Source organism: Nocardia sp. NPDC047038 (genome assembly GCF_040644075.1).
Classification (GTDB): Bacteria; Actinomycetota; Actinomycetes; order Mycobacteriales; family Mycobacteriaceae; genus Nocardia; species Nocardia sichangensis.
On record NZ_JBEYVQ010000025.1, the window covers coordinates 15,874 to 32,770 of the forward strand.

Annotated in this window: 18 protein-coding genes and 2 pseudogenes; 7 read left to right on the forward strand and 13 right to left on the reverse strand. The window is 66.2% G+C overall.

Annotated features, from left to right (window positions below; genetic code table 11):
* Nucleotides 1-160 precede the first annotated feature (160 nt).
* The 4 genes and pseudogenes from ABZ824_RS37045 to ABZ824_RS37060 all read left to right on the forward strand — a co-directional run.
* The gene (locus ABZ824_RS37045; protein WP_356969266.1) at nt 161-1,999 is read left to right on the forward strand and encodes an FAD-dependent monooxygenase; all 1,839 of its coding nucleotides are present in this window, start codon (nt 161-163) and stop codon (nt 1,997-1,999) included.
* A 294-nt stretch (nt 2,000-2,293) separates the two neighbouring features.
* Nucleotides 2,294-3,184 (forward strand): helix-turn-helix transcriptional regulator, encoded by an 891-nt coding sequence (locus ABZ824_RS37050; RefSeq protein WP_356969268.1) that lies wholly within the window; start codon nt 2,294-2,296, stop codon nt 3,182-3,184.
* Between the two features lie 1,142 nt (nt 3,185-4,326).
* Entirely contained in the window at nt 4,327-5,409 is a 1,083-nt protein-coding gene (locus ABZ824_RS37055; RefSeq protein ID WP_356969270.1) for a tyrosine-type recombinase/integrase, read from the forward strand.
* 52 nt (nt 5,410-5,461) lie between these two features.
* A pseudogene (locus ABZ824_RS37060) lies at nt 5,462-6,037 on the forward strand (enoyl-CoA hydratase-related protein); the annotation flags it as partial.
* 34 nt (nt 6,038-6,071) lie between these two features.
* Here ABZ824_RS37060 and ABZ824_RS37065 read toward each other — a convergent pair.
* The 6 genes from ABZ824_RS37065 to ABZ824_RS37090 all read right to left on the reverse strand — a co-directional run bounded on the left by ABZ824_RS37065 (nt 6,072) and on the right by ABZ824_RS37090 (nt 9,703).
* A complete protein-coding gene (locus tag ABZ824_RS37065; RefSeq protein ID WP_356969272.1) occupies nt 6,072-6,896 on the reverse strand; it encodes an alpha/beta fold hydrolase in 825 nt (274 codons plus the stop codon).
* 27 nt (nt 6,897-6,923) lie between these two features.
* The gene (locus ABZ824_RS37070) at nt 6,924-7,256 is read right to left on the reverse strand and encodes a cytochrome P450 (RefSeq protein WP_356969357.1); all 333 of its coding nucleotides are present in this window, start codon (nt 7,254-7,256) and stop codon (nt 6,924-6,926) included.
* Nucleotides 7,256-8,131: a cytochrome P450 gene (locus ABZ824_RS37075; RefSeq protein ID WP_356969274.1), complete on the reverse strand. Its 876-nt coding sequence runs from the start codon at nt 8,129-8,131 to the stop codon at nt 7,256-7,258. Before ABZ824_RS37075 ends, ABZ824_RS37070 begins: the two co-directional genes overlap by 1 nt.
* Before the next feature lie 16 nt (nt 8,132-8,147).
* A complete protein-coding gene (locus ABZ824_RS37080) occupies nt 8,148-8,342 on the reverse strand; it encodes a hypothetical protein (protein WP_356969276.1) in 195 nt (64 codons plus the stop codon).
* Entirely contained in the window at nt 8,332-8,928 is a 597-nt protein-coding gene (locus ABZ824_RS37085) for a fatty acid desaturase (RefSeq protein ID WP_356969278.1), read from the reverse strand. Before ABZ824_RS37085 ends, ABZ824_RS37080 begins: the two co-directional genes overlap by 11 nt.
* 124 nt (nt 8,929-9,052) lie before the next feature.
* On the reverse strand, nt 9,053-9,703 hold the full coding sequence (locus tag ABZ824_RS37090) for a cyclase family protein (protein ID WP_356969280.1): 651 nt from the start codon (nt 9,701-9,703) through the stop codon (nt 9,053-9,055).
* A 134-nt stretch (nt 9,704-9,837) separates the two neighbouring features.
* On the opposite strand from ABZ824_RS37090, the gene ABZ824_RS37095 reads away from it, so the two are divergent.
* On the forward strand, nt 9,838-10,044 hold the full coding sequence (locus ABZ824_RS37095; protein ID WP_355074149.1) for a hypothetical protein: 207 nt from the start codon (nt 9,838-9,840) through the stop codon (nt 10,042-10,044).
* On the opposite strand, the gene ABZ824_RS37100 is transcribed toward ABZ824_RS37095, so the two are convergent.
* Entirely contained in the window at nt 10,028-10,945 is a 918-nt protein-coding gene (locus ABZ824_RS37100; protein ID WP_356969282.1) for an alpha/beta fold hydrolase, read from the reverse strand. The genes ABZ824_RS37095 and ABZ824_RS37100 overlap by 17 nt on opposite strands.
* A gap of 180 nt (nt 10,946-11,125) precedes the next feature.
* Nucleotides 11,126-11,449 carry a hypothetical protein gene (locus tag ABZ824_RS37105; protein ID WP_356969284.1) on the reverse strand — a complete coding sequence of 108 codons (324 nt, stop codon included), beginning with the start codon at nt 11,447-11,449 and terminating at the stop codon, nt 11,126-11,128.
* Between the two features lie 125 nt (nt 11,450-11,574).
* On the opposite strand from ABZ824_RS37105, the gene ABZ824_RS37110 reads away from it, so the two are divergent.
* Nucleotides 11,575-12,159: a DUF2505 domain-containing protein gene (locus tag ABZ824_RS37110; RefSeq protein WP_356969285.1), complete on the forward strand. Its 585-nt coding sequence runs from the start codon at nt 11,575-11,577 to the stop codon at nt 12,157-12,159.
* Here the strand turns inward: ABZ824_RS37110 and ABZ824_RS37115 are convergent.
* From ABZ824_RS37115 to ABZ824_RS37125, 3 genes are all read right to left on the reverse strand, one after another.
* Nucleotides 12,146-13,276, reverse strand: a complete 1,131-nt coding sequence (locus tag ABZ824_RS37115) for an LLM class flavin-dependent oxidoreductase (RefSeq protein WP_356969286.1) — start codon at nt 13,274-13,276, stop codon at nt 12,146-12,148. The genes ABZ824_RS37110 and ABZ824_RS37115 overlap by 14 nt on opposite strands.
* Nucleotides 13,277-13,280: 4 nt before the next feature.
* Nucleotides 13,281-14,102 (reverse strand): DUF1684 domain-containing protein, encoded by an 822-nt coding sequence (locus ABZ824_RS37120; RefSeq protein WP_356969288.1) that lies wholly within the window; start codon nt 14,100-14,102, stop codon nt 13,281-13,283.
* Between the two features lie 178 nt (nt 14,103-14,280).
* Complete coding sequence (locus ABZ824_RS37125; protein ID WP_356969290.1) at nt 14,281-15,006, reverse strand: SDR family oxidoreductase; 726 nt, start codon at nt 15,004-15,006, stop codon at nt 14,281-14,283.
* Between the two features lie 58 nt (nt 15,007-15,064).
* Between ABZ824_RS37125 and ABZ824_RS37130 the strand changes: the two genes are divergently transcribed.
* A complete protein-coding gene (locus tag ABZ824_RS37130) occupies nt 15,065-15,586 on the forward strand; it encodes a MarR family transcriptional regulator (RefSeq protein ID WP_356969292.1) in 522 nt (173 codons plus the stop codon).
* A gap of 18 nt (nt 15,587-15,604) precedes the next feature.
* Here ABZ824_RS37130 and ABZ824_RS37135 read toward each other — a convergent pair.
* Both ABZ824_RS37135 and ABZ824_RS37140 read right to left on the reverse strand, forming a co-directional pair.
* Nucleotides 15,605-16,203: pseudogene (locus ABZ824_RS37135) on the reverse strand (carboxymuconolactone decarboxylase family protein).
* A 90-nt stretch (nt 16,204-16,293) separates the two neighbouring features.
* A complete protein-coding gene (locus ABZ824_RS37140) occupies nt 16,294-16,788 on the reverse strand; it encodes an anti-sigma factor antagonist (RefSeq protein ID WP_356969294.1) in 495 nt (164 codons plus the stop codon).
* Nucleotides 16,789-16,897: the final 109 nt, after the last annotated feature.

Sequence of the window (16,897 nt, forward strand, 5' to 3'; positions counted from 1 at the left end):
TCGGTAGGTATCTGCCGGTCATTCCGCATTCCATCTTCGTTGCGTGCGTGTGAGAGTCGCGCTTAACGACCACAGCTTTCCCGCGATGGAAGGGCGCCATCCGAAGCCGGTGAGTGCTCCCTTACCGCTGGACGCTACAGGCACCGCACGAAGGACCACCATGTCACAAGCTGCTGTCTCGCGTGATGCGATTCTGATCGTTGGTGCTGGGCCAGCGGGTTTGACTCTCGCCCTCGAATTGCTGCGCTGGGGTGTGCCGTGTCGCGTGATCGACAAAAGGTCCGGTCCTGCCACGACATCAAGATCCTTCACCGTCCACATACGAACATTGGAAGGATACGACAGGGCGGGGATCGTCGCGCCACTGCTGGATAAGGGCATCTGGAGCGGCGGTATGGTCTTCCATTTCGAGGGGGCCGAACACGAGGCGGAGCGGCTCGCCTTCGAGCAATTGAGCCACCGATATCCGGGCATCCTCCTGCTCGAGCAGGACCGCTTGGAAAGCGTACTGCGTGCCGAGCTTGCCACACGCGGCGTCCTCGTGGAATGGAACACCGAACTACGCGCCCTCACCACCAGTGACAGCGGATGCATCACCGCGACCCTTGTTCACACAGACGCCGACACCCGAGTGGTAGCGCAGATCGTCAACCCTGACTGGCTGGTGGGATGTGATGGAGTGCGAAGCACCGTGCGCACCCTCCTCGGGCTGGATTTCCGAGGCGACGAGTACACCGGCAGCATGAGGATGATGGATGTCCCGGTGGTCGGCCTTCCGCCCGAAGACAGGGACATCCATTACGACATCCATCGGGGGGAAATGCTGCTCACGGCACCGTTGCCCACCGAAGCGCAGCTTCCAACCAACTACCGTGTCCTGATCCACGACCCCACACCCGCACGGCAAGCCAAACCCGAGCTCCACGCCGCTCGCGCAGAGTTTCAGCAGGCCATAGACAGGCACTTCGACGGCACCGTCATGCTCGGTGAGCCGAAGTGGGCCACTGTCTTCGAGATCTGGCGACGCGTCAGCTCTGCCTACCGCATCGGCAGAACCTTCCTCTGCGGCGACGCCGCACACGTTCATTCACCTGCCGGTGGCCAAGGCATGAACGCCGCAATCCAGGACGCGCTCAACCTCGGCTACAAACTCGCAGGCCTAGCCGCAGGCGAGGCCCCGGAAGAGGTACTGGACACCTACGAGGCGGAGCGCAGGCCGGTCGCCGAGCAAGTCATCGACGGCACCCATAAGCTGCACAGCTTCATGATGTCGCACGGCAAATCCATGGACGACCGCCGCGCGATCATCCGAGCACCAGGCTTCAAACAAGCCGCCGCCAAGCAAATTTCAGGACTGTCATACTCCTACCGCGAGGTCACAGCCCAGCCCCCCGGCCTACTAACATTGGGTGGCCTCAGAGCCGGAGACCGCGCCCCTGACGTGGCCATCACGCCGACGCTGTGGCTTCACGACCTGCTGCGACATCCGGGCTACACACTGCTGGTCTTGCAACGGCATCCGCAGTCCACGCTGGCGGCATGGGCCACGCACGCTGCGCAGCCCTACAGTCGACGACTGCGAGTGGTAGCGATCACCTCGACTGACTCAACCAGGCGCTGGCGGCCCCCATGGCGCAGGGAACGGCGCCGGCACTGCCGATCGTGGCTGGGCTGGCCGCCGCAGAGGATCAACCGGGGCGCGCTCCCTCGCGCATCGAGGTTGACCCCCGAGGTTGACGCGGCCGCGCCAACCCATGCCGTAATCGCCGAAAGCAACGATATTTTCGACACGTACGGCGATTCCGCCACGGACTCGCTGTGCCTGGTGCGACCGGACGGACATATCAGCCTGCGGTGCCGCGGAAACGACAAACCCGCACTACTCGCCATGCTGCAGACAGCACTGATAGCGGCGGCACCTGACCTAGACGACACCCCGCTCCCGCTGAGCCACCGCTGGTCGCGCACGGCGCTGAGAACAGCTGAAGACCGGCCATGACCAAGATCGCAAACCTCTGTCTATTCGCAGTCCCGACACGGCACCGTGGGCACGCCAAGCGTGCGCAATCAGTGTTTCGGCCACCCGGAGTGTGCCCACAACATCGATCCATCCCTCGTCGCGGCACAACCAAAGCCATCAGCGCAGAGAAGGGGCCGTAGGCGCCGTCCACAACCGGCTTCGGCAGCAAGCAACCCGATTGCTCAGCAAGCCACGGCGCGGTGACGAGTCAGTTGCCTCGGCGGCTACAGGTACATGACGAGGGCAGCACACCACAGAAAGACGAAGGCAACAATGAGAAAGTTGGTCGAGCGAATAGAACCACTCGGCACCGGCCCGAACCCGTCGACCCTCGGTGAGTACATCAACTGGGTCCGATTGACCAGCGTCGTGCCAGAGAAGGTCCGACACCTCTCACCCCGGGGCAACGAACGCGGACTTACGTTGATACAGCTAGGCGCATTGCTCGATTCCTCTCTCAACACCGTCCAGAAGTGGATCCGCGACGAACGTACACCCTCCGACACCTATATCGACCTGCTCATCGAGCAACTGAGCGTCCCCTGGTACATCGCGGACGTCATGCGGGCGTTGGTCACCCCGGATCTCTACCCGGTCTCGACCGAGGAGTGGCCGGAGTTGACCGACGACGACCTCTCCTACCTCGAAAACCACAAAGGCCCAGCGTGTTTCCAAGGACTGCTCTACGACATCCCGCCCGGCGGGGCGAACCAGCCATGGTGCGACGTGTTCCCCATGCTGCGGCCGGCACCCCGGGGCTCCAAACGCGCAGTAAACATCATCGACCTGATGCTCAATCACCCCGACTCCGAAAGATTCAGAAAGCGATTCGAGCGCATACAGGTCCTACTCTTCGGCCTACGCATTTTCCGCCCCTTCGCCGACCCCACCAGATTCGCTGAAGTCTACGCAGCCTGCGCCAGATCACCGCACTTCGCAAGACTATGGAAAAACGATCCCCTACCGGAGATCATCGACGACACAACCGTCGGAATATATAACGCCGAAACCGGCCAATACGACATCTACGAAACCAGACAAACCGACGCCCACTTCCCACCCAGCCAACTCAAGACCTACTCGCTCTACCAGCCCACACCGAGACGCAATGACCTACCAGGCACCGCTGGATCGCTCGTTCACCAGCCGATCGCCCCCGCCTGAGAACCTTCGGTTCATGACCACATAGCCGAAGCCACCCAGAACGACAACCGCTCCCCAGTCACCCACTCGCTACTGGGGGCTCTGTCACGCGCCGAGTTCGCGTGATAGTTCGAAAAATACACCCACGCTGGGTGGATTATCGAAAAAGTCACCCACGGTGTACACGCTAAAAGTCTTGACTACCCACCAGCCACGAATGAATGCTTGGGAAGCAATCAGCCGTTTGCCCGACAACACCAGCACAGCGAATCGCCGTTGCCGACAAACGCCCTCAAGCAGCCTGACGCATGTCATGTCGAACAGACATAGCGCTGCGCCTTTGACATCAAGGTGGTCGAAACTTTGCGTACGCGAATGCAGCCATCGCAGGCGCACCTTATGGTGCCGCGTTGCGGGAAGACCAGCACACTGCTAGAAGAAACAGATCGCGTCCACGGACGGATCTGGCCTGCTGGACCCGCCAGCCACCTTCGCCTCTTCTCAGTGTCATCCGATCGGAACCTGCTCCGATCCTCCCCGCATGCGCGATGGCGGCCAAGCGCGCCGCCAGTCGCACCGATGCGGCACGGCGAGCTCGCCAGCGAGTGATGACCGATGAGCCAAGCACAGCCAGAGCATCCCGCAACCGCCCGGACACCGCATTGCGAGAAACCAGCATTGAATTCGGCCAGACATTGCCGACCGATGCTGCGGCCTCACGATGAATCAGTCGTGGGTTTCGACGACCTCTACAGTGCGCGTCCGCGAGTCGTCCAGTTTCCCGGCATCCCCTTTCACTACCCCACCACGGTCATCGAGACACCGATCGGGGTGGCACACTGTGCAACAGCAACCATCGATCAACGCGGCCGCGTCAGCGACAGATCAGCCATCAGGAAGCTCGACTGGCATCCCGGCCAGCCAGTAACAATCGAGCACCAAGACCAACTCGCAGTCGTACACCCTGCCGACGACGGTCGCTCGGCAGTCGGCCCAACCGGATACATCCACCTTCCGGCGAACCTCCGTCACGCCTGTGGCATGCAGCCTGGTGACCGGCTCCTACTCGTAGCGTCGCTTACTCTCCAGCGGCTCGTCGTGTACACGACGCCGCTGGTGGCCGCTGCTATCTCACAATTCCGGCCCAATCCATGGGAGCCTCAATGACTTCCGAAGACGTCAGTACAGCGCTGCACTTGATCTCGAGACTGGGGTTGAGGCTCGAAGACCTGCTCGACGAGTCGACACGACAAGGGCCTGCACCAACTTTCGCACAGTACATCGCACAGGTCTCGGCCTCGGCGTCGGAAAAAACTCTCAAGAACTACGGATCCTATTGGAAGGTCCTCGAGCAGAGGTGGGGTGATAGACCCATCACCGAGCCGACGTACACCGAGATCGAACAACTCGTCAGCGAACACCGGGTACGCGCGGGTGCTGCCGGACGATCGAATTCCCGCGGCGGCGTCGGCGCCGCGGCGACCTTGGTATCAGCAATCCGCAAGCTTTACCGCCACGCCGAACTCGACAGGTTGATCCACCCACTCGACAACCCGGCCGCGAAAGTCAGAAGAGCGCGCCAGCCCAGAAGCCCGAGACACGCGCTCTCTCTCGACCATATCCTCGACATCGGCCGTGTTGCCGCGACGACTGGCAATGATCGTCCACTGGACGCGCTGATCGTGCGCATCCTGATCGAAACCGCGTGTCGCCGCGGCGGACTGCTCGGCTTGACCGTCGATGACCTCAACTCCCACGACTGCCTTGTCCGCCTTCGAGAGAAGGGCGGAACCGTCCGATGGCAACCCGTCTCGCCAACCTTGATGGGGAGGATCCGCGAGCACATCGAAGCCCGTGGCGGTACGGAAGCGACGCGGCATGTCCTCCGATACCGGGACGGAAGACCGGTCGGAGTATCCCGCCTAAACAACCTCTTCGAGCGCATCAGGAAATTCCTTCCGTGGGCATCGTCGGTTGGAGTTTCCGCGCATTGGGTCCGCCACACGACGCTGACCTTCATCGAACGAGAGTTCGGAATGGCGGTCTCCAGCGCCTACGCCGGCCACCAAGACAGGCCCGGGGCGGGCCCGACCACCCTCACCTACACCAAAGCCAGCCTGCTCGACGTCGTCGAGGCGCTCGTCGCCCTGACCGGCGAGGCCCACCCGCTGCTTCCCATCGGCACGCGACATCCACTGTCGACCGACGGATCGCGCAGGCCCGGCGAGACCGACACGGTAGGGTAACGCGCTATGAACCCACTTTTGTGGCGACTTCGCTGCGGAATGGGTGTTCTAACGCATGTTCGAATCTCGCAAGCCCATCATCGCCGCCGTCAACGGCCCCGCCGTCGGCGTCGGCATCACCATGACGCTCGCGGCGGACTTCCGCATCGCCGTCGACACCGCCCGCATCGGGTTCGTCTTCAATCGACGTGGCATCGTTCCCGAGTCCTGCTCCAGCTGGTTCCTGCCCCGGCTGGTCCCCATGCAGACCGCACTGGACTGGGTGTACTCGGGCCGCCTCGTCGACGCGAGCGAGGCCTGCGAAGCGGGATTGTTCTCCGCGCTGCATCCGGCGGACACCCTGCTCGACGAGGCGCGTGCGCTCGCGCGCCGCGTCACCGAGCATTCCGCGCCGGTCTCGGTAGCCCTGTCCCGGCAGATGCTGTGGCGCAACCTGGGCGCCGAGCATCCGATGATCGCGCACCGCATCGAGTCCCGCGGCATCTACCACCGAGGCGCGAGCGCCGACGCCAGGGAAGGCGTGACCGCCTTCCTGGAGAAGCGCCCCGCGCGCTTCCCCGACAGCGTCGATCGCGACCTCCCGGACCTTTTCGGCGACGATCTCGCGGTCCCGCCGTTCCGGCCGTGAGTCTCTCGGCGCTGATCACCGACCTGTCGGTGCGTCAGGATCCGTCGACGGTGGCGAGGAACTCCCGCAGCAACGCGGTGATCGCCGCGGGTTGTTCCAAGCTGCTGGTGTGACCGCAATCCGCGATGGTGTGCAGGCGCGCGCCCGGGATCGACGCGGCGATGCGCTCGGATCGCGCGGGCGGCGTCGCGCTGTCGTCGGTGCCGACAGCGACGAGCGTCGGCATCGTGATGGCCGCGATCTCGTGTTCCACCGAAGCCCGGTCTGCCACGCCGAGGACTGCCCTGCGAACGGCGGCACGATCACAGCGCCGCAGGCGTGCGGCCCGCGCATCGATGACGGGCCGATTCGCGGGGTCGGCGCGGAAACTCGGCCCGAAAAGGTGCGGTTCGATCCTGCCCAGCACCGGTTTCGCGCCGAACAAGCGCAACGCGAGCGCGAGCCGCTTGTACTCCCCGATCTTGCCGGGGTCCTCCGGCTCGGCGCTGCTGCCCAGCAACGTCAGTGAGCGCAGCAGCGTGCCGTGCCGCGCCGCGATCCGCTGCCCGACGAAGCCGCCCATGGACAGACCGACCCATTGCACCGGAGCGATCCCGAGTCGCCGGATCACCGCGACGGCGTCACCGGCGAGGGTGTCCATGTCGTAGCCGTGAGCCGTCGCCGGGGTCGCGCCCTGGCCTCGCCAGTCGATCGCGACGCAGCGATAGTGCTCGCGCAGCACCTCGATTTGCGGCTGGAACATCCAGCCGCCGAACAGCAGTCCGTGACCGAACACCACGGTGGCCGCCTCCGGGCGGTCGCGCGGCGTTCCGGTGTCGGCATAGGCGATCGGCGCGCCATCGACCGTTATCGTGGGCATGAGTTCGTCCTGCTCCGAAAAATCGCGCTACACCGAAATGGACAGTTCCGCGGGTCCACGCACGTTGATCCGTCCGTTCCAGCGCAATTCGTCGATGGTCGCCTCGGGGAACCGCCGCACGAAGCGAGTGAAGACGGCCCGGGCCTCGAGCCGGACCAGCGCCGCGCCCAGGCAGTGATGGATGCCCGCGCCGAACGAAAGGTGCTGCTGCGCGTTCGGCCGGTCGAGGCGCAGCTCGTCGCCGTCGACGCCCCAGAACTCGGGATCGCGATTGGCGGCGCCGACGCAGGCGAGCACCAGGCTGCCCGGCGGAATCACCGAGCCGCCGATCGGCATGGACTCCACGGTGATCCGGCGCATCAGTTGCACGGGGGTGTCGTATCGGAGCAGTTCGGCGACGGCGTTCTCGGCGAGTGCGGGGTCTTCCCGGAGTCGTCGTGCCTGGCCGGGTGGCGCAGCAGGGCGAGGACGCCGTTCGCGAGGTGGTTCACGGTCGTCTCGTGGCCAGCGATGTAGAGCAGCATGACCTGGGCGACCAGCTCGTCCTCGCTCAGCACATCGCCATCGTGTTCGGCGGTGATGAGCCTGCTCAGCAGGTCGTCGCCGGGTGCGGCGCGTTTCCAGCGGACCAGGTCGCCGACCATGGCGAACAGTTCCTGGTTGGCGGACCGGACCTTGGCCTGCAAGGCGGGATCGGGCAGGGGTTCCAGCGCCAGCACGAGTATCGCGGTGAGTTCGCGCAGCCTGGTGTGCTCGACCACCGGGACGCCCAGCATCTCGGAGATGATCGCGAAAGGCGCCGGGAACGCCAGTCCCGCGACGACATCCGCGGTGCCCGCCTCGGCGATGCGGTCCAGGGCGGCGTCGACGAGTGCCTCGGCCCTGGGCCGCAACGCCTCGATCGCGCGGGGCGTGAACGCCTTGGCGACGAGGCGGCGCAGGCGGGTGTGATCGGGCGGATTCCGGTCCAGCATGGACAGTCCGCGCATCATGCGGTTTTCCTTGCCGAGTTGGCCGCTGTCGCTCTTCCAGGTCGGCAGACGGGTCAGATCCTGTTCGTCGACCGACTGCGCCGACCGCTGCAGCGCGGCGGCATCCTCGTACTTCGACACGATCCAGAATCCGAGCGGGTGCTCGTGCACGGGTGCGGTGGCCCGCAGCCGGTCGTAGTGCGGATAGGGATTCTCGGCGAAGCCCGCGGCGAACGGATCGAACACGAAGCTGTCGGTGGTCACGGCCACTCCTCCAGGTTCACGAGTTGACCAGTTTCACGTTGCGCATGGTGACAAGTGCGGTGGCGCACAATGTTTCGTCCTCGTCGCCGACCGAGAAGACGTCCGCGGCCGCGATGGTGATGAGTGCGCCGGGCTTGATCACCCGGCCTCGGGCGACGACCTTCGGCCCTTTGGCCGGGGCGAGGATCTTCACCGTGTAATCAATCGTCATGTTCGCCCATCCCGGCTGGAGCAGGGTTCCCGCCGCGGAGCCCGCGGGCTACCCGTACCAGGCCGCGATCCTTGATGAGGTCGGGTGCGTAGTGCACGACGTTCGGGTACTCGTGGCGACGCATCCACAGGAAATGCGAATGCGCCAGGCCGCGCAGCGTTCCGCGCAGACCACCGCCGGAAAGGTTCGAGGAGTGCGGATCTCCTTCGCGATCGCTGTATTCGTGATGCCGCCGATGCAGGGCCACCCAGGACACCACGCCGCCCTGTCCGGCCATCGAGCCGAGCACCGCCAGCACCGCGGCGACCCACGGCGCCGCCGTGAACGTGCGATGGGTGAACAGCCGGTGGTAGCCGACGGTCACGCCGAGGCCGGTGGCCAGCCACATCGAGAACAGCAGCAGGAATTCGGTCAAGCCGAACGGATGCACCCGGAGAAAGGCGAACGCACCAGCCGTGCCGAGAATCGGCAGAATATCGAAGAGCAGGAAGTGCCGACGTTGCAGCCGATGAATGTAAGGACTGCTGATCGTCTTCCTGCGGGGTTCCGGCTTCTCGCCGTTCGGATCACTGTCTTCGGCAATCACTCGACTACACCTCGTCGGTCCAGGGGCCCGATCTCGCCGGCGGGACCACTCGACCGTAACCCCGCCGGCGAGAGGAACTTCGGCAGAGCAAGAGCCCCCGATCGTGGGATCGAAAGCGTCTATGTCACCACCACGCCACGACGCGCAGCGGAAACGAGCTCATCCCGCGCACCGGCGCAGGCAGTGCGACGAGTCTGGCGCCGGTGCCGGGGAGCGCGTCCAGGTTCGTCATCTGCTCGATGATCGGGATTCCCGCGCCCAGCAGCGTGTGATGGCACGGACGTGTCGGCAACGACGTGTCGTCGACGTCGAGCGAGTCGATGCCGACCAACGCCACATTGGCGGCGACCAGCGCATCGGCGACCTCACCGATCAGGAACGGATGCCCGGGCTCCCGGTACGCGGCCGAACCCCACTCGGCCGACCAACCGGTGTGCACCAGCACCGCCTTGCCCCACAGGAGCGCGGGATCACCGAGCAGATCAGGGCCCACAGCGCGCAGTCCCCGCGCGCGGATAAGGACGATCGGCACGTTGAACAGCCGTTCCAACGGCAACTCGGCGATGTCGGCGCCTTCGGCGTGGAAATGGTAAGGCGCGTCGATGTAGGTCCCGGTGTGGCCGACCATATCCACGCGTGCGATGTCGTAGGCCATGTCGATCAGCGGCGATCGGTCGCGCGCCACGGCCGTGGTGACGCGTGGTGCGGGCAGGCCCGGATAGGTGAGCATGCCGTCCGAGACCGGATGCGACAGCTCCACGATCGCTCGGCTCATATCTGGGACGCTACCGGCCGATCCCGTGCCCGTACACGGAGTCGTCGCGGGGCCGGACGCGGTGAAAGCGCCGATCGCGATAGGCACATGCGCGTCGCGTCGAAGAAGCGCAGAATGGACACCGGAAGGTCATCATGCGAGCGCTACAGGGCTTGCTCGGCGTCGTGCTGGGTATCCTCACGGCCGTGCTCGGCACGGTACTGGGGCTGGTCGCGGCCGTACTGTGGCTCGTCGGCGCGATCCTGTGCGTGACGGTGATCCTGCTTCCGCTCGGTCTGCCGGTCACCAAACTCGCCCGCCGCCTGTTCACCCTCTCCCGGCAACTCATGCATCTGCCCTGACGGCCGTCGCCGCGGGTCGGTCGATCAGGTTTCGTATGGCTTCGATGACGGGGCCGGGCATCTCCTCCGGCAGGAAGTGTCCGCACCGCACGGTCCCGGCGCGAAGATCGTTCGCCCATCCCGACCAGATCGATAGGGGATCGAACGGAAGCACGACCTCGCCCGGATCCTGCCAGAGCGCGGCGACGGGCATGGTCAACCGGCGGCCCGCACGACGATCGGCTTCGTCGTGGACGTTGTCGATGGAGGCGCTGGCCCGATAGTCGGCGCACACCGCGCGAACGGCGCCGGGCGCGCGGGCAGCCGCGAGGTATGCGGCGCGGGCTTCCGCGGGAATGGCGCCGGGTATCCGGCACCAGTCGTCGAGGAAGTGCCCGAAGAACAGATCAGGGTCGGCTCCGATCATGCGCTCGGCCACGTCGGAAGGTTGTGCGAGCAGGTACAGATGGAAGGCGAAGATGCCGGATGTCCCGTACAGGGTGGACCACATGTCCGCGGCGGGCAGCACGTCCAGAATCGCGAGATGGCTGATCGCGTCCGGGTGGTCCAAACCTGCACGGAACGCGACCAATCCTCCTCGATCGTGGCCGGCGAGCGCGAATCGCTCATGGCCCAGCGCCCGCATGAGCCCGATGATGTCGGCGGCCATCGTCCGTTTCGCGTAGGTGCTGCCATCCGGCTCGCCGACGGGCTTGTCGCTGTCGCCGTAGCCGCGCAGATCCGGGCAGATCACCAGATGGTCGCGAGCGAGGTCCGTCGCGACGTGCCGCCAAGCGAAATGGGTCTGCGGAAAGCCGTGCAAGAGCACGATCGGGGCGCCTGCTCCGGCCATGGCGACGTGGAGACCGATATCGCCGACCGTCACGCGATCGTAGGCGAATCCAGCAATCCTGTTGCGCATCTCTCGGACAGTAGGACATGGCACCGACAAGCTCTGGGCACGTGCGCCGGCCGCGCCCCGACCGAAAATCATTGCGGCGCTGACGATCGTTATCTCGAGTTCAGACCCGTCGAAAAGCAGCGAGAACTGAGATCCGCGGCTTATCGCGTGCGGCCGAACAGTAGCCGCTATCGGGAGTGGCTAACCCCCGCCGGGATGCGGGAACAACAACGGTGCGAGGAAACGCCGGGCGAACTCCTTCGCCGCCGCGGCGTCGGCGAGCGGGAGCGCGCCGCGCGGATTCGAGATGAACGACATCGTCAGGCGGACGAACAGCTCGGCGACCACCTCGGCGTCGAAGACGCCCAGCTCGCCCCGCTTCTGCCAGTGCACGATGAAGCCCGCGACCAATGCCCGTCCCTGCTCGATGAATTCGTCACCGGTGAGGAAACGGGTGAGTTCCCCTGCCGCGGACGAGACGCGAAGGCTGCCCGTCAGCAACCGGGGGGCCTTCGCCTCGCTCACGAACGCCGAGAACATCTCCCCGCCAGCGCCCCCAGGCACGACGGGCGGTTGCCCGGTCTGAGACGGCCACTCCCCGCCGGGGGCAAGGCAGGCCGCACCGCTCTGGAAGACATACCGGACTGGGTATGCAGGTGTCGAAGCTGGTGCTTGCCAAGGTGATTCAGCGGATTCGGCTGCACGGCTCGGCGATTCACCGGCTCGGGCAGGCGGCGCGGCAGGTAGCGTGTGCCGATATGGCGACCCCCTTGGCGTACACGGCCACCTACTCCCATCCGGCCGACGCGCTTCGCGCGGCGCTGGCCGACGAGCGGTACTGGAAAGACCGCGTCGAGGAGGTCGGCGGAGTTCTCGTGGAGTTCGATGCCGCCGAGGACCGTTTGCACGTGCGAATGGTGCAGACCATAGCGGCGGCCGAGTTGCCCGGCGCTGTCACCGCGGTGCGCCCCGAGGGCCTGGTCGTCACCCGCACCGAGACCTACACCCAGGAGGGCGGCAGTTTCGACGCCGACGTCGAGGGTGTGCCGGCGCGGGTGAGCGGCACCGTCCGGCTCACCGAGCAGGATGCCGCCGCGGTGGCGGTCGTGGACGGCGCGGCCGAGGTGGGGATCCCGTTGTTCGGCAAGAAGATCGAAGCGGCCGTCGTCGCCCGGCTGGTCGACATGCTCGCCGCGGAAGCGGAATTCACCGATACCTGGATCACGAACCACTGACACGTCGACCGGCACCCGGAGCCGATCGGGCAGTCGATCGGGCATCAAGGATCACGCGGGGGGCGGCCACCTCACCGGTCTCGTGCTCTGTACCGGTCGCGGTCCGACGACCCAGCGCCGGCGCGATCAACTCCACGGTGTCGTGCAGGATCTGCTCGTAGTCGGCGCGGTGGAACTCGTACGGAAGCTCCAGTCGCAGTTCCGAAGTCTGCGCGAGCACCGGATCGGCCCGCAGCCGATCGATGATCTCCTCGGCGGGCCCGACCAGGTCCGGGGCGAACAGGACGCGCCGCGGCCCCTGCGGCGCGAGGGTGCGCTCGCGCCTGCTCTCCGCGTACTGCCGGTACCGCTCGCGAGTCGCGCGGTCGGCGCTGTCGAACGGAACGATCACCCGTCCCACCGCGACCCGGGCGGGCCGAGCCGGATCCACCAGTCCGCGGTACTCGTCGATCAGGCTCGACTGGGTGGTGGTGAAATCGTCGCTGTGCTCGCCGAACACGATGTTCCCCGTCAGGAGGTTCAGCCCGTTCTCCCCTGCCCAGCGCACCGAACGGGTGCTGGCCCCGCCGTACCACAGCCGGTCGATCAAACCGGGATTGTGCGGCTGTAACCGCGGCCGCTGGGTGTTGCCCGGGGAGTGGATCACCGTGTCGGCGTCACCGAGATAGTCGCCCCGCAGGTTCTCGATCAGCCGGGCGATCCGTCCGTAGGAAAGGTCGTAGGTGCGCCAGTCCCCGTCGAAGACCAGGCCGCCGAGCAAGTCGGCATGCGGCGGCGTGCCCGCACTGAAACCGGCTTGCAACCGGCCCCGCGACAGCACATCCGCCAGCGACAGATCCTCGGCCAGCCGGAACGGGCTTTCGTAGCCGATGGGAATCACGGCCGTGCCCAATTGGATTCGACTGGTGCGCTGACCGGCGGCGGCCAGGAACACCGCTGCCGACCCGACGCCGTGCTCGAGATGACGCTGCCGGATCCACGCACCGTCGAAACCGAGGCTTTCGCCGTACTCGAACAGCCGTAGCGTGTCCTCGAGCCCGGAGTACGGATCGTCGTCGGGATAGTTGCCCGGCGTCAGGAACGACAACGTCCTGATCCGAGGTGTCGTGTCGCTCATCGGTTCAGCCGCGCTCGTACGGCAGCTTCTCACCGGCTTCGATCGCGACCGGGAGCCGGTTCTCCGCGGGCGGCAACGGGCAGGTCGCCAGGTCGGTGTAGGCGCAGGGGAGATTCGCGGCCCGATTGAAGTCCAGCTCCACCGAACCGTCGGCATCCGGCGGCGACAGCTGCAGCACCCGGTTGGCGGCGTACGTGGTGACCCCGGAGGTTTCGTCGGTGAAGAGCACGGTCAGGGCGCCGGGGTCCTTGCCGGGGAAAGCGGTCAGGCGCAGCGGCCGTCCGTCCAACTCGAACTCGACCTGCCCCGGCGCGTCGTAGACGTGTTCCAGTCCTTCGACAGCGGCGCCGACCGTGGTCGGCTGCGGCTCCGGGAAGGCGACATATCGCCCGGAGACCACCCACTTCGGGTGCGGCGCGTAGGCGGGCGTGCCGCGAAATGCCGTGCGCAGCGGGTTGTCCGGGTGCCGTGGCCGAACGATGTCGTGCCCGCCGCGCTTGGCGACCTCGATCACCGCGTCACCCCAGACAGCGTTCACGCCGCCGCGTTCGGGGATGACCCCGAACACATGCCTGCCGCGCACGGGTGTCCCGTCGACCACCAGCTCCTCACCGTCGTCGAGCACCACCGTCACACCGTCGGCGCCGGTGGACCAGGCACCCGGCGCGTCGGAGAATCGCTGCGGCGTCTCGGCCAGCCAGTGCAGATCGGTGATGGCCAGGAATCCGTGCGGGTCGGCCAGTCGCGCCTCTTGTCCGCGGTGCCAGTCCTGCCAGTCGGCGACGAAGGCGTCGGTCGGAGTTGCCGCGGCGGCCTGCGCTGTCATGTGGTGCTCCTCGTCTGAAGCCGTGTCCGCCCCGGTTCGGTGCCGTCGCCACGATTCGAGCCGAGACGTGCAACACCGCTCCGGACGACGAACGGAGGTGATACCGGATTCAACCGCACGCGCCCGTGCGCGAACAGAATTGCGATCAGCCCGAACCCAATCGCCGCTCACGGAGCATTCATCTGGTCGTGTGCGCACCGCCGTTGACGTGAATCGTCTGGCCCGTGATGTGCCGGGCATGCGGGGAGGCCAGGAACTCGATCAGCCCGGCGACGTCATCAGGCTCACCCGCGCGTTTGTCGTGCGTGGAGTCGATCAACCAGCTACGCCGTTGCTCGCTCAATTGCCCTTGGAAGAAATCGGTGTTCTCGATGTAACCGGGCGCGACCGTGTTCACCGTGACACCCTTCGGCGCCAGTTGCGCCGACAAGCCGGCCGACCACGCCGCCAGCGCCGCCTTCGCGGCGCCGTAGGACCCCGCGGCATACTCCGCGCCGATCGAGCCGACATTGATCACCGCTCCACCGGGTCGCAGCCGCTCCCGCAGCGCCGAGGTGGTCAGGACCGCACTCAAGAGATTCGTCGACAGGTTCGCCGTCCACTGCTCGGCCAACTCCGCCAACGACGCCGCGGCACCGTTCCCGACGACAAGATCGGTGTTGCCCCCGGCCATGTTCACCAGCACATCCACTTCGGGCCCGACCGATTCGGCGAACCGCTCCACCTCCGTTGGAATCGCCGCATCACAAACGATTCCCCGCACTCCGAGTTCCTGTGCCGCCCGCTCCACCCGTTCCTTCGAACGCCCGGTGATCACCACGTCCGCCCCGCCTTCGGCGAACCGCTGAGCCACCCGGCGTCCGATTCCCCCGCTCGCACCGGTGACGACGACCGTTCCGCGCATTCTCGTCTCCTCTCGGTATATTTAGCGCTAAATGTACCGAGGGGAGAGACTTCCGGCAATGACGCACGAAGCACACGACGAGATACCGTCGCCCGCCCGGATAGCCGCGGCATGGCGCCGCGAACTGCCCGGCGCGCGAGTCGAGTCGATCGAGATCCTCACGCCGCTGTGGCGACTCGCCAAACTCCTCACCGACGAGCGACAGCGCACCCTCCAGCGGCTCGGCATCGATGAATCGACCCTCGACCTGCTCAGCACCCTGCGCCGATCCGGTCCGCCCTACCAGCTGACCACCCGCCAGATCGCCGCCCGCAGCCTCGTCACCGCGGGCGCCGTCTCCCAGCGCCTCGCCCGTGCGGAAGCGGCCGGGCTGATCACCCGCGAACCGACCTCGACCACCCGGCGTGGCGTCCTGGTCTCGCTCACGCCGGACGGCCATCGCCACATCGAACAGGTCGTGCCCGCCCTACTGGAGCACGAAACCGCCTTCACCGACCAACTCGCCGCCGACGAACGCTCCGTGCTCACCGCGGCTCTGCGCACACTCGAGGCGGCGATCCGATCCGCCGAACCGGCATAGACCCCCGCGCCGACTCGGTCAGGCGCCGGACAGATCCGCGGACCGGTCCCCGATTTCCACGCCTTCGGGCAGTCGCACTTCCGCCACCGGTTCCGGCCGGTCGTCGTATTCCAGGCGCAGGGCCCGGCAGATGGTGGCATGCATGTCGTAGAGGGTGGTGATGTAGGTGAACTCCATGATCTCCCAGTCGGTCAGCTCGGCGTTCAACACCGCGAACACTTCGTCCGGAACGCGTCCGCCGCCGTAGACGAGCGCGTCGGTGTAGGCCAGCAGGGCCCGTTCCAGCGGGGAGAAGACATCGCTGACCCGCCAGTGCGGGATCGCCGCGATCTTCTCCTCGGGGACGCCAAGCGATCGCATCTGCTTGCGGTGCTGGGAGAAGACGAATCGGCTGCCGCGGGTGTAACCGGCCCGGCTCTGACCCAATTCGCGCGAGGCCGGATCGAGGATCGCGTTGCGGTAGACGGCGAACCGCGCACAGCGTGCCGGAATACGTCCGGCGATTGAGCTAACACGGTCCACCAGTCACCGGATGTGGCATGGATCGTGCCGTGATCGACGGCGGGATCCTTGCCGGGGCCGAACAGCCGGTCGTGGAAGAAGAGGATTCGTTCGATGTGATTGCTGACACGTCGCCTGTCGAGGCTCGCTCCGCCGACCCCGGCACCAGGGCATTCGAGCGAAGCCCCGGTGCCGAGAAGACAGCGTCAGAGAGGTCGCGGCTCCGGTGTTCCGGCGTGACCGCGCCACGCCGCACGTGGCCCGATGCCGTGGAATCGCCCGCTCCGCAGCGAGTCGGCCAGCGCGTCCTCGACAGAGGAGTGAACGGGCCGCAGGGCGTCGAGGTCGAGGACGGCCACGACGCGCGCCACTACCAGCCGGTCACCGACCACTCGCAGCCGGACGCCCCGGCGCAGGCATGCCTCGGATTCTTCGGCCAAGATCAGCAGCGAACGGCAGGACATGAAGCCGAGACCGCTCGCATCGATCACGATCGACCCCGGCGCCGCGGTGGTCGCTCCGGCCTCGTATAGCAATCGCCGCCACGCGGGCAGCGTGTAGGCATCGACTTCACCATGGACGTGGACGACGGTCGCGTTGCCGCGGTGTTCGATGGTCGCGTCCAGTCCGAGGAGAGCGTCTTTCCACCCGTCCGACGAGGGTTGGGCGGCGCCGCCGAGACCGTGCAATTCTGTGCTCATAGGGCACTCGATTCATTTCGCGCCTAGCGCGCTCGATACCGGCCCACCCTGCATCCTCAAGACAGACCCGTCCCTTATTGCTAACAGAGACATGCCCATCTGTACAGCG

Bases quoted from the DNA above. Each gene is read 5' to 3' on its own strand.
- ABZ824_RS37065 (WP_356969272.1), bottom strand. From the start codon at position 6,896: ATGCCCACGATAACGGTCGATGGCGCGCCGATCGCCTATGCCGACACC.
- ABZ824_RS37090 (WP_356969280.1), bottom strand. From the start codon at position 9,703: ATGAGCCGAGCGATCGTGGAGCTGTCGCATCCGGTCTCGGACGGCATG.
- ABZ824_RS37045 (WP_356969266.1), top strand. From the start codon at position 161: ATGTCACAAGCTGCTGTCTCGCGTGATGCGATTCTGATCGTTGGTGCT.
- ABZ824_RS37080 (WP_356969276.1), bottom strand. From the start codon at position 8,342: ATGACGATTGATTACACGGTGAAGATCCTCGCCCCGGCCAAAGGGCCG.
- ABZ824_RS37050 (WP_356969268.1), top strand. From the start codon at position 2,294: ATGAGAAAGTTGGTCGAGCGAATAGAACCACTCGGCACCGGCCCGAAC.
- ABZ824_RS37140 (WP_356969294.1), bottom strand. From the start codon at position 16,788: ATGAGCACAGAATTGCACGGTCTCGGCGGCGCCGCCCAACCCTCGTCG.
- ABZ824_RS37055 (WP_356969270.1), top strand. From the start codon at position 4,327: ATGACTTCCGAAGACGTCAGTACAGCGCTGCACTTGATCTCGAGACTG.
- ABZ824_RS37100 (WP_356969282.1), bottom strand. From the start codon at position 10,945: ATGCGCAACAGGATTGCTGGATTCGCCTACGATCGCGTGACGGTCGGC.
- ABZ824_RS37095 (WP_355074149.1), top strand. From the start codon at position 9,838: ATGCGAGCGCTACAGGGCTTGCTCGGCGTCGTGCTGGGTATCCTCACG.
- ABZ824_RS37125 (WP_356969290.1), bottom strand. From the start codon at position 15,006: ATGCGCGGAACGGTCGTCGTCACCGGTGCGAGCGGGGGAATCGGACGC.
- ABZ824_RS37110 (WP_356969285.1), top strand. From the start codon at position 11,575: ATGCAGGTGTCGAAGCTGGTGCTTGCCAAGGTGATTCAGCGGATTCGG.
- ABZ824_RS37070 (WP_356969357.1), bottom strand. From the start codon at position 7,256: ATGCGCCGGATCACCGTGGAGTCCATGCCGATCGGCGGCTCGGTGATT.
- ABZ824_RS37120 (WP_356969288.1), bottom strand. From the start codon at position 14,102: ATGACAGCGCAGGCCGCCGCGGCAACTCCGACCGACGCCTTCGTCGCC.
- ABZ824_RS37115 (WP_356969286.1), bottom strand. From the start codon at position 13,276: ATGAGCGACACGACACCTCGGATCAGGACGTTGTCGTTCCTGACGCCG.
- ABZ824_RS37130 (WP_356969292.1), top strand. From the start codon at position 15,065: ATGACGCACGAAGCACACGACGAGATACCGTCGCCCGCCCGGATAGCC.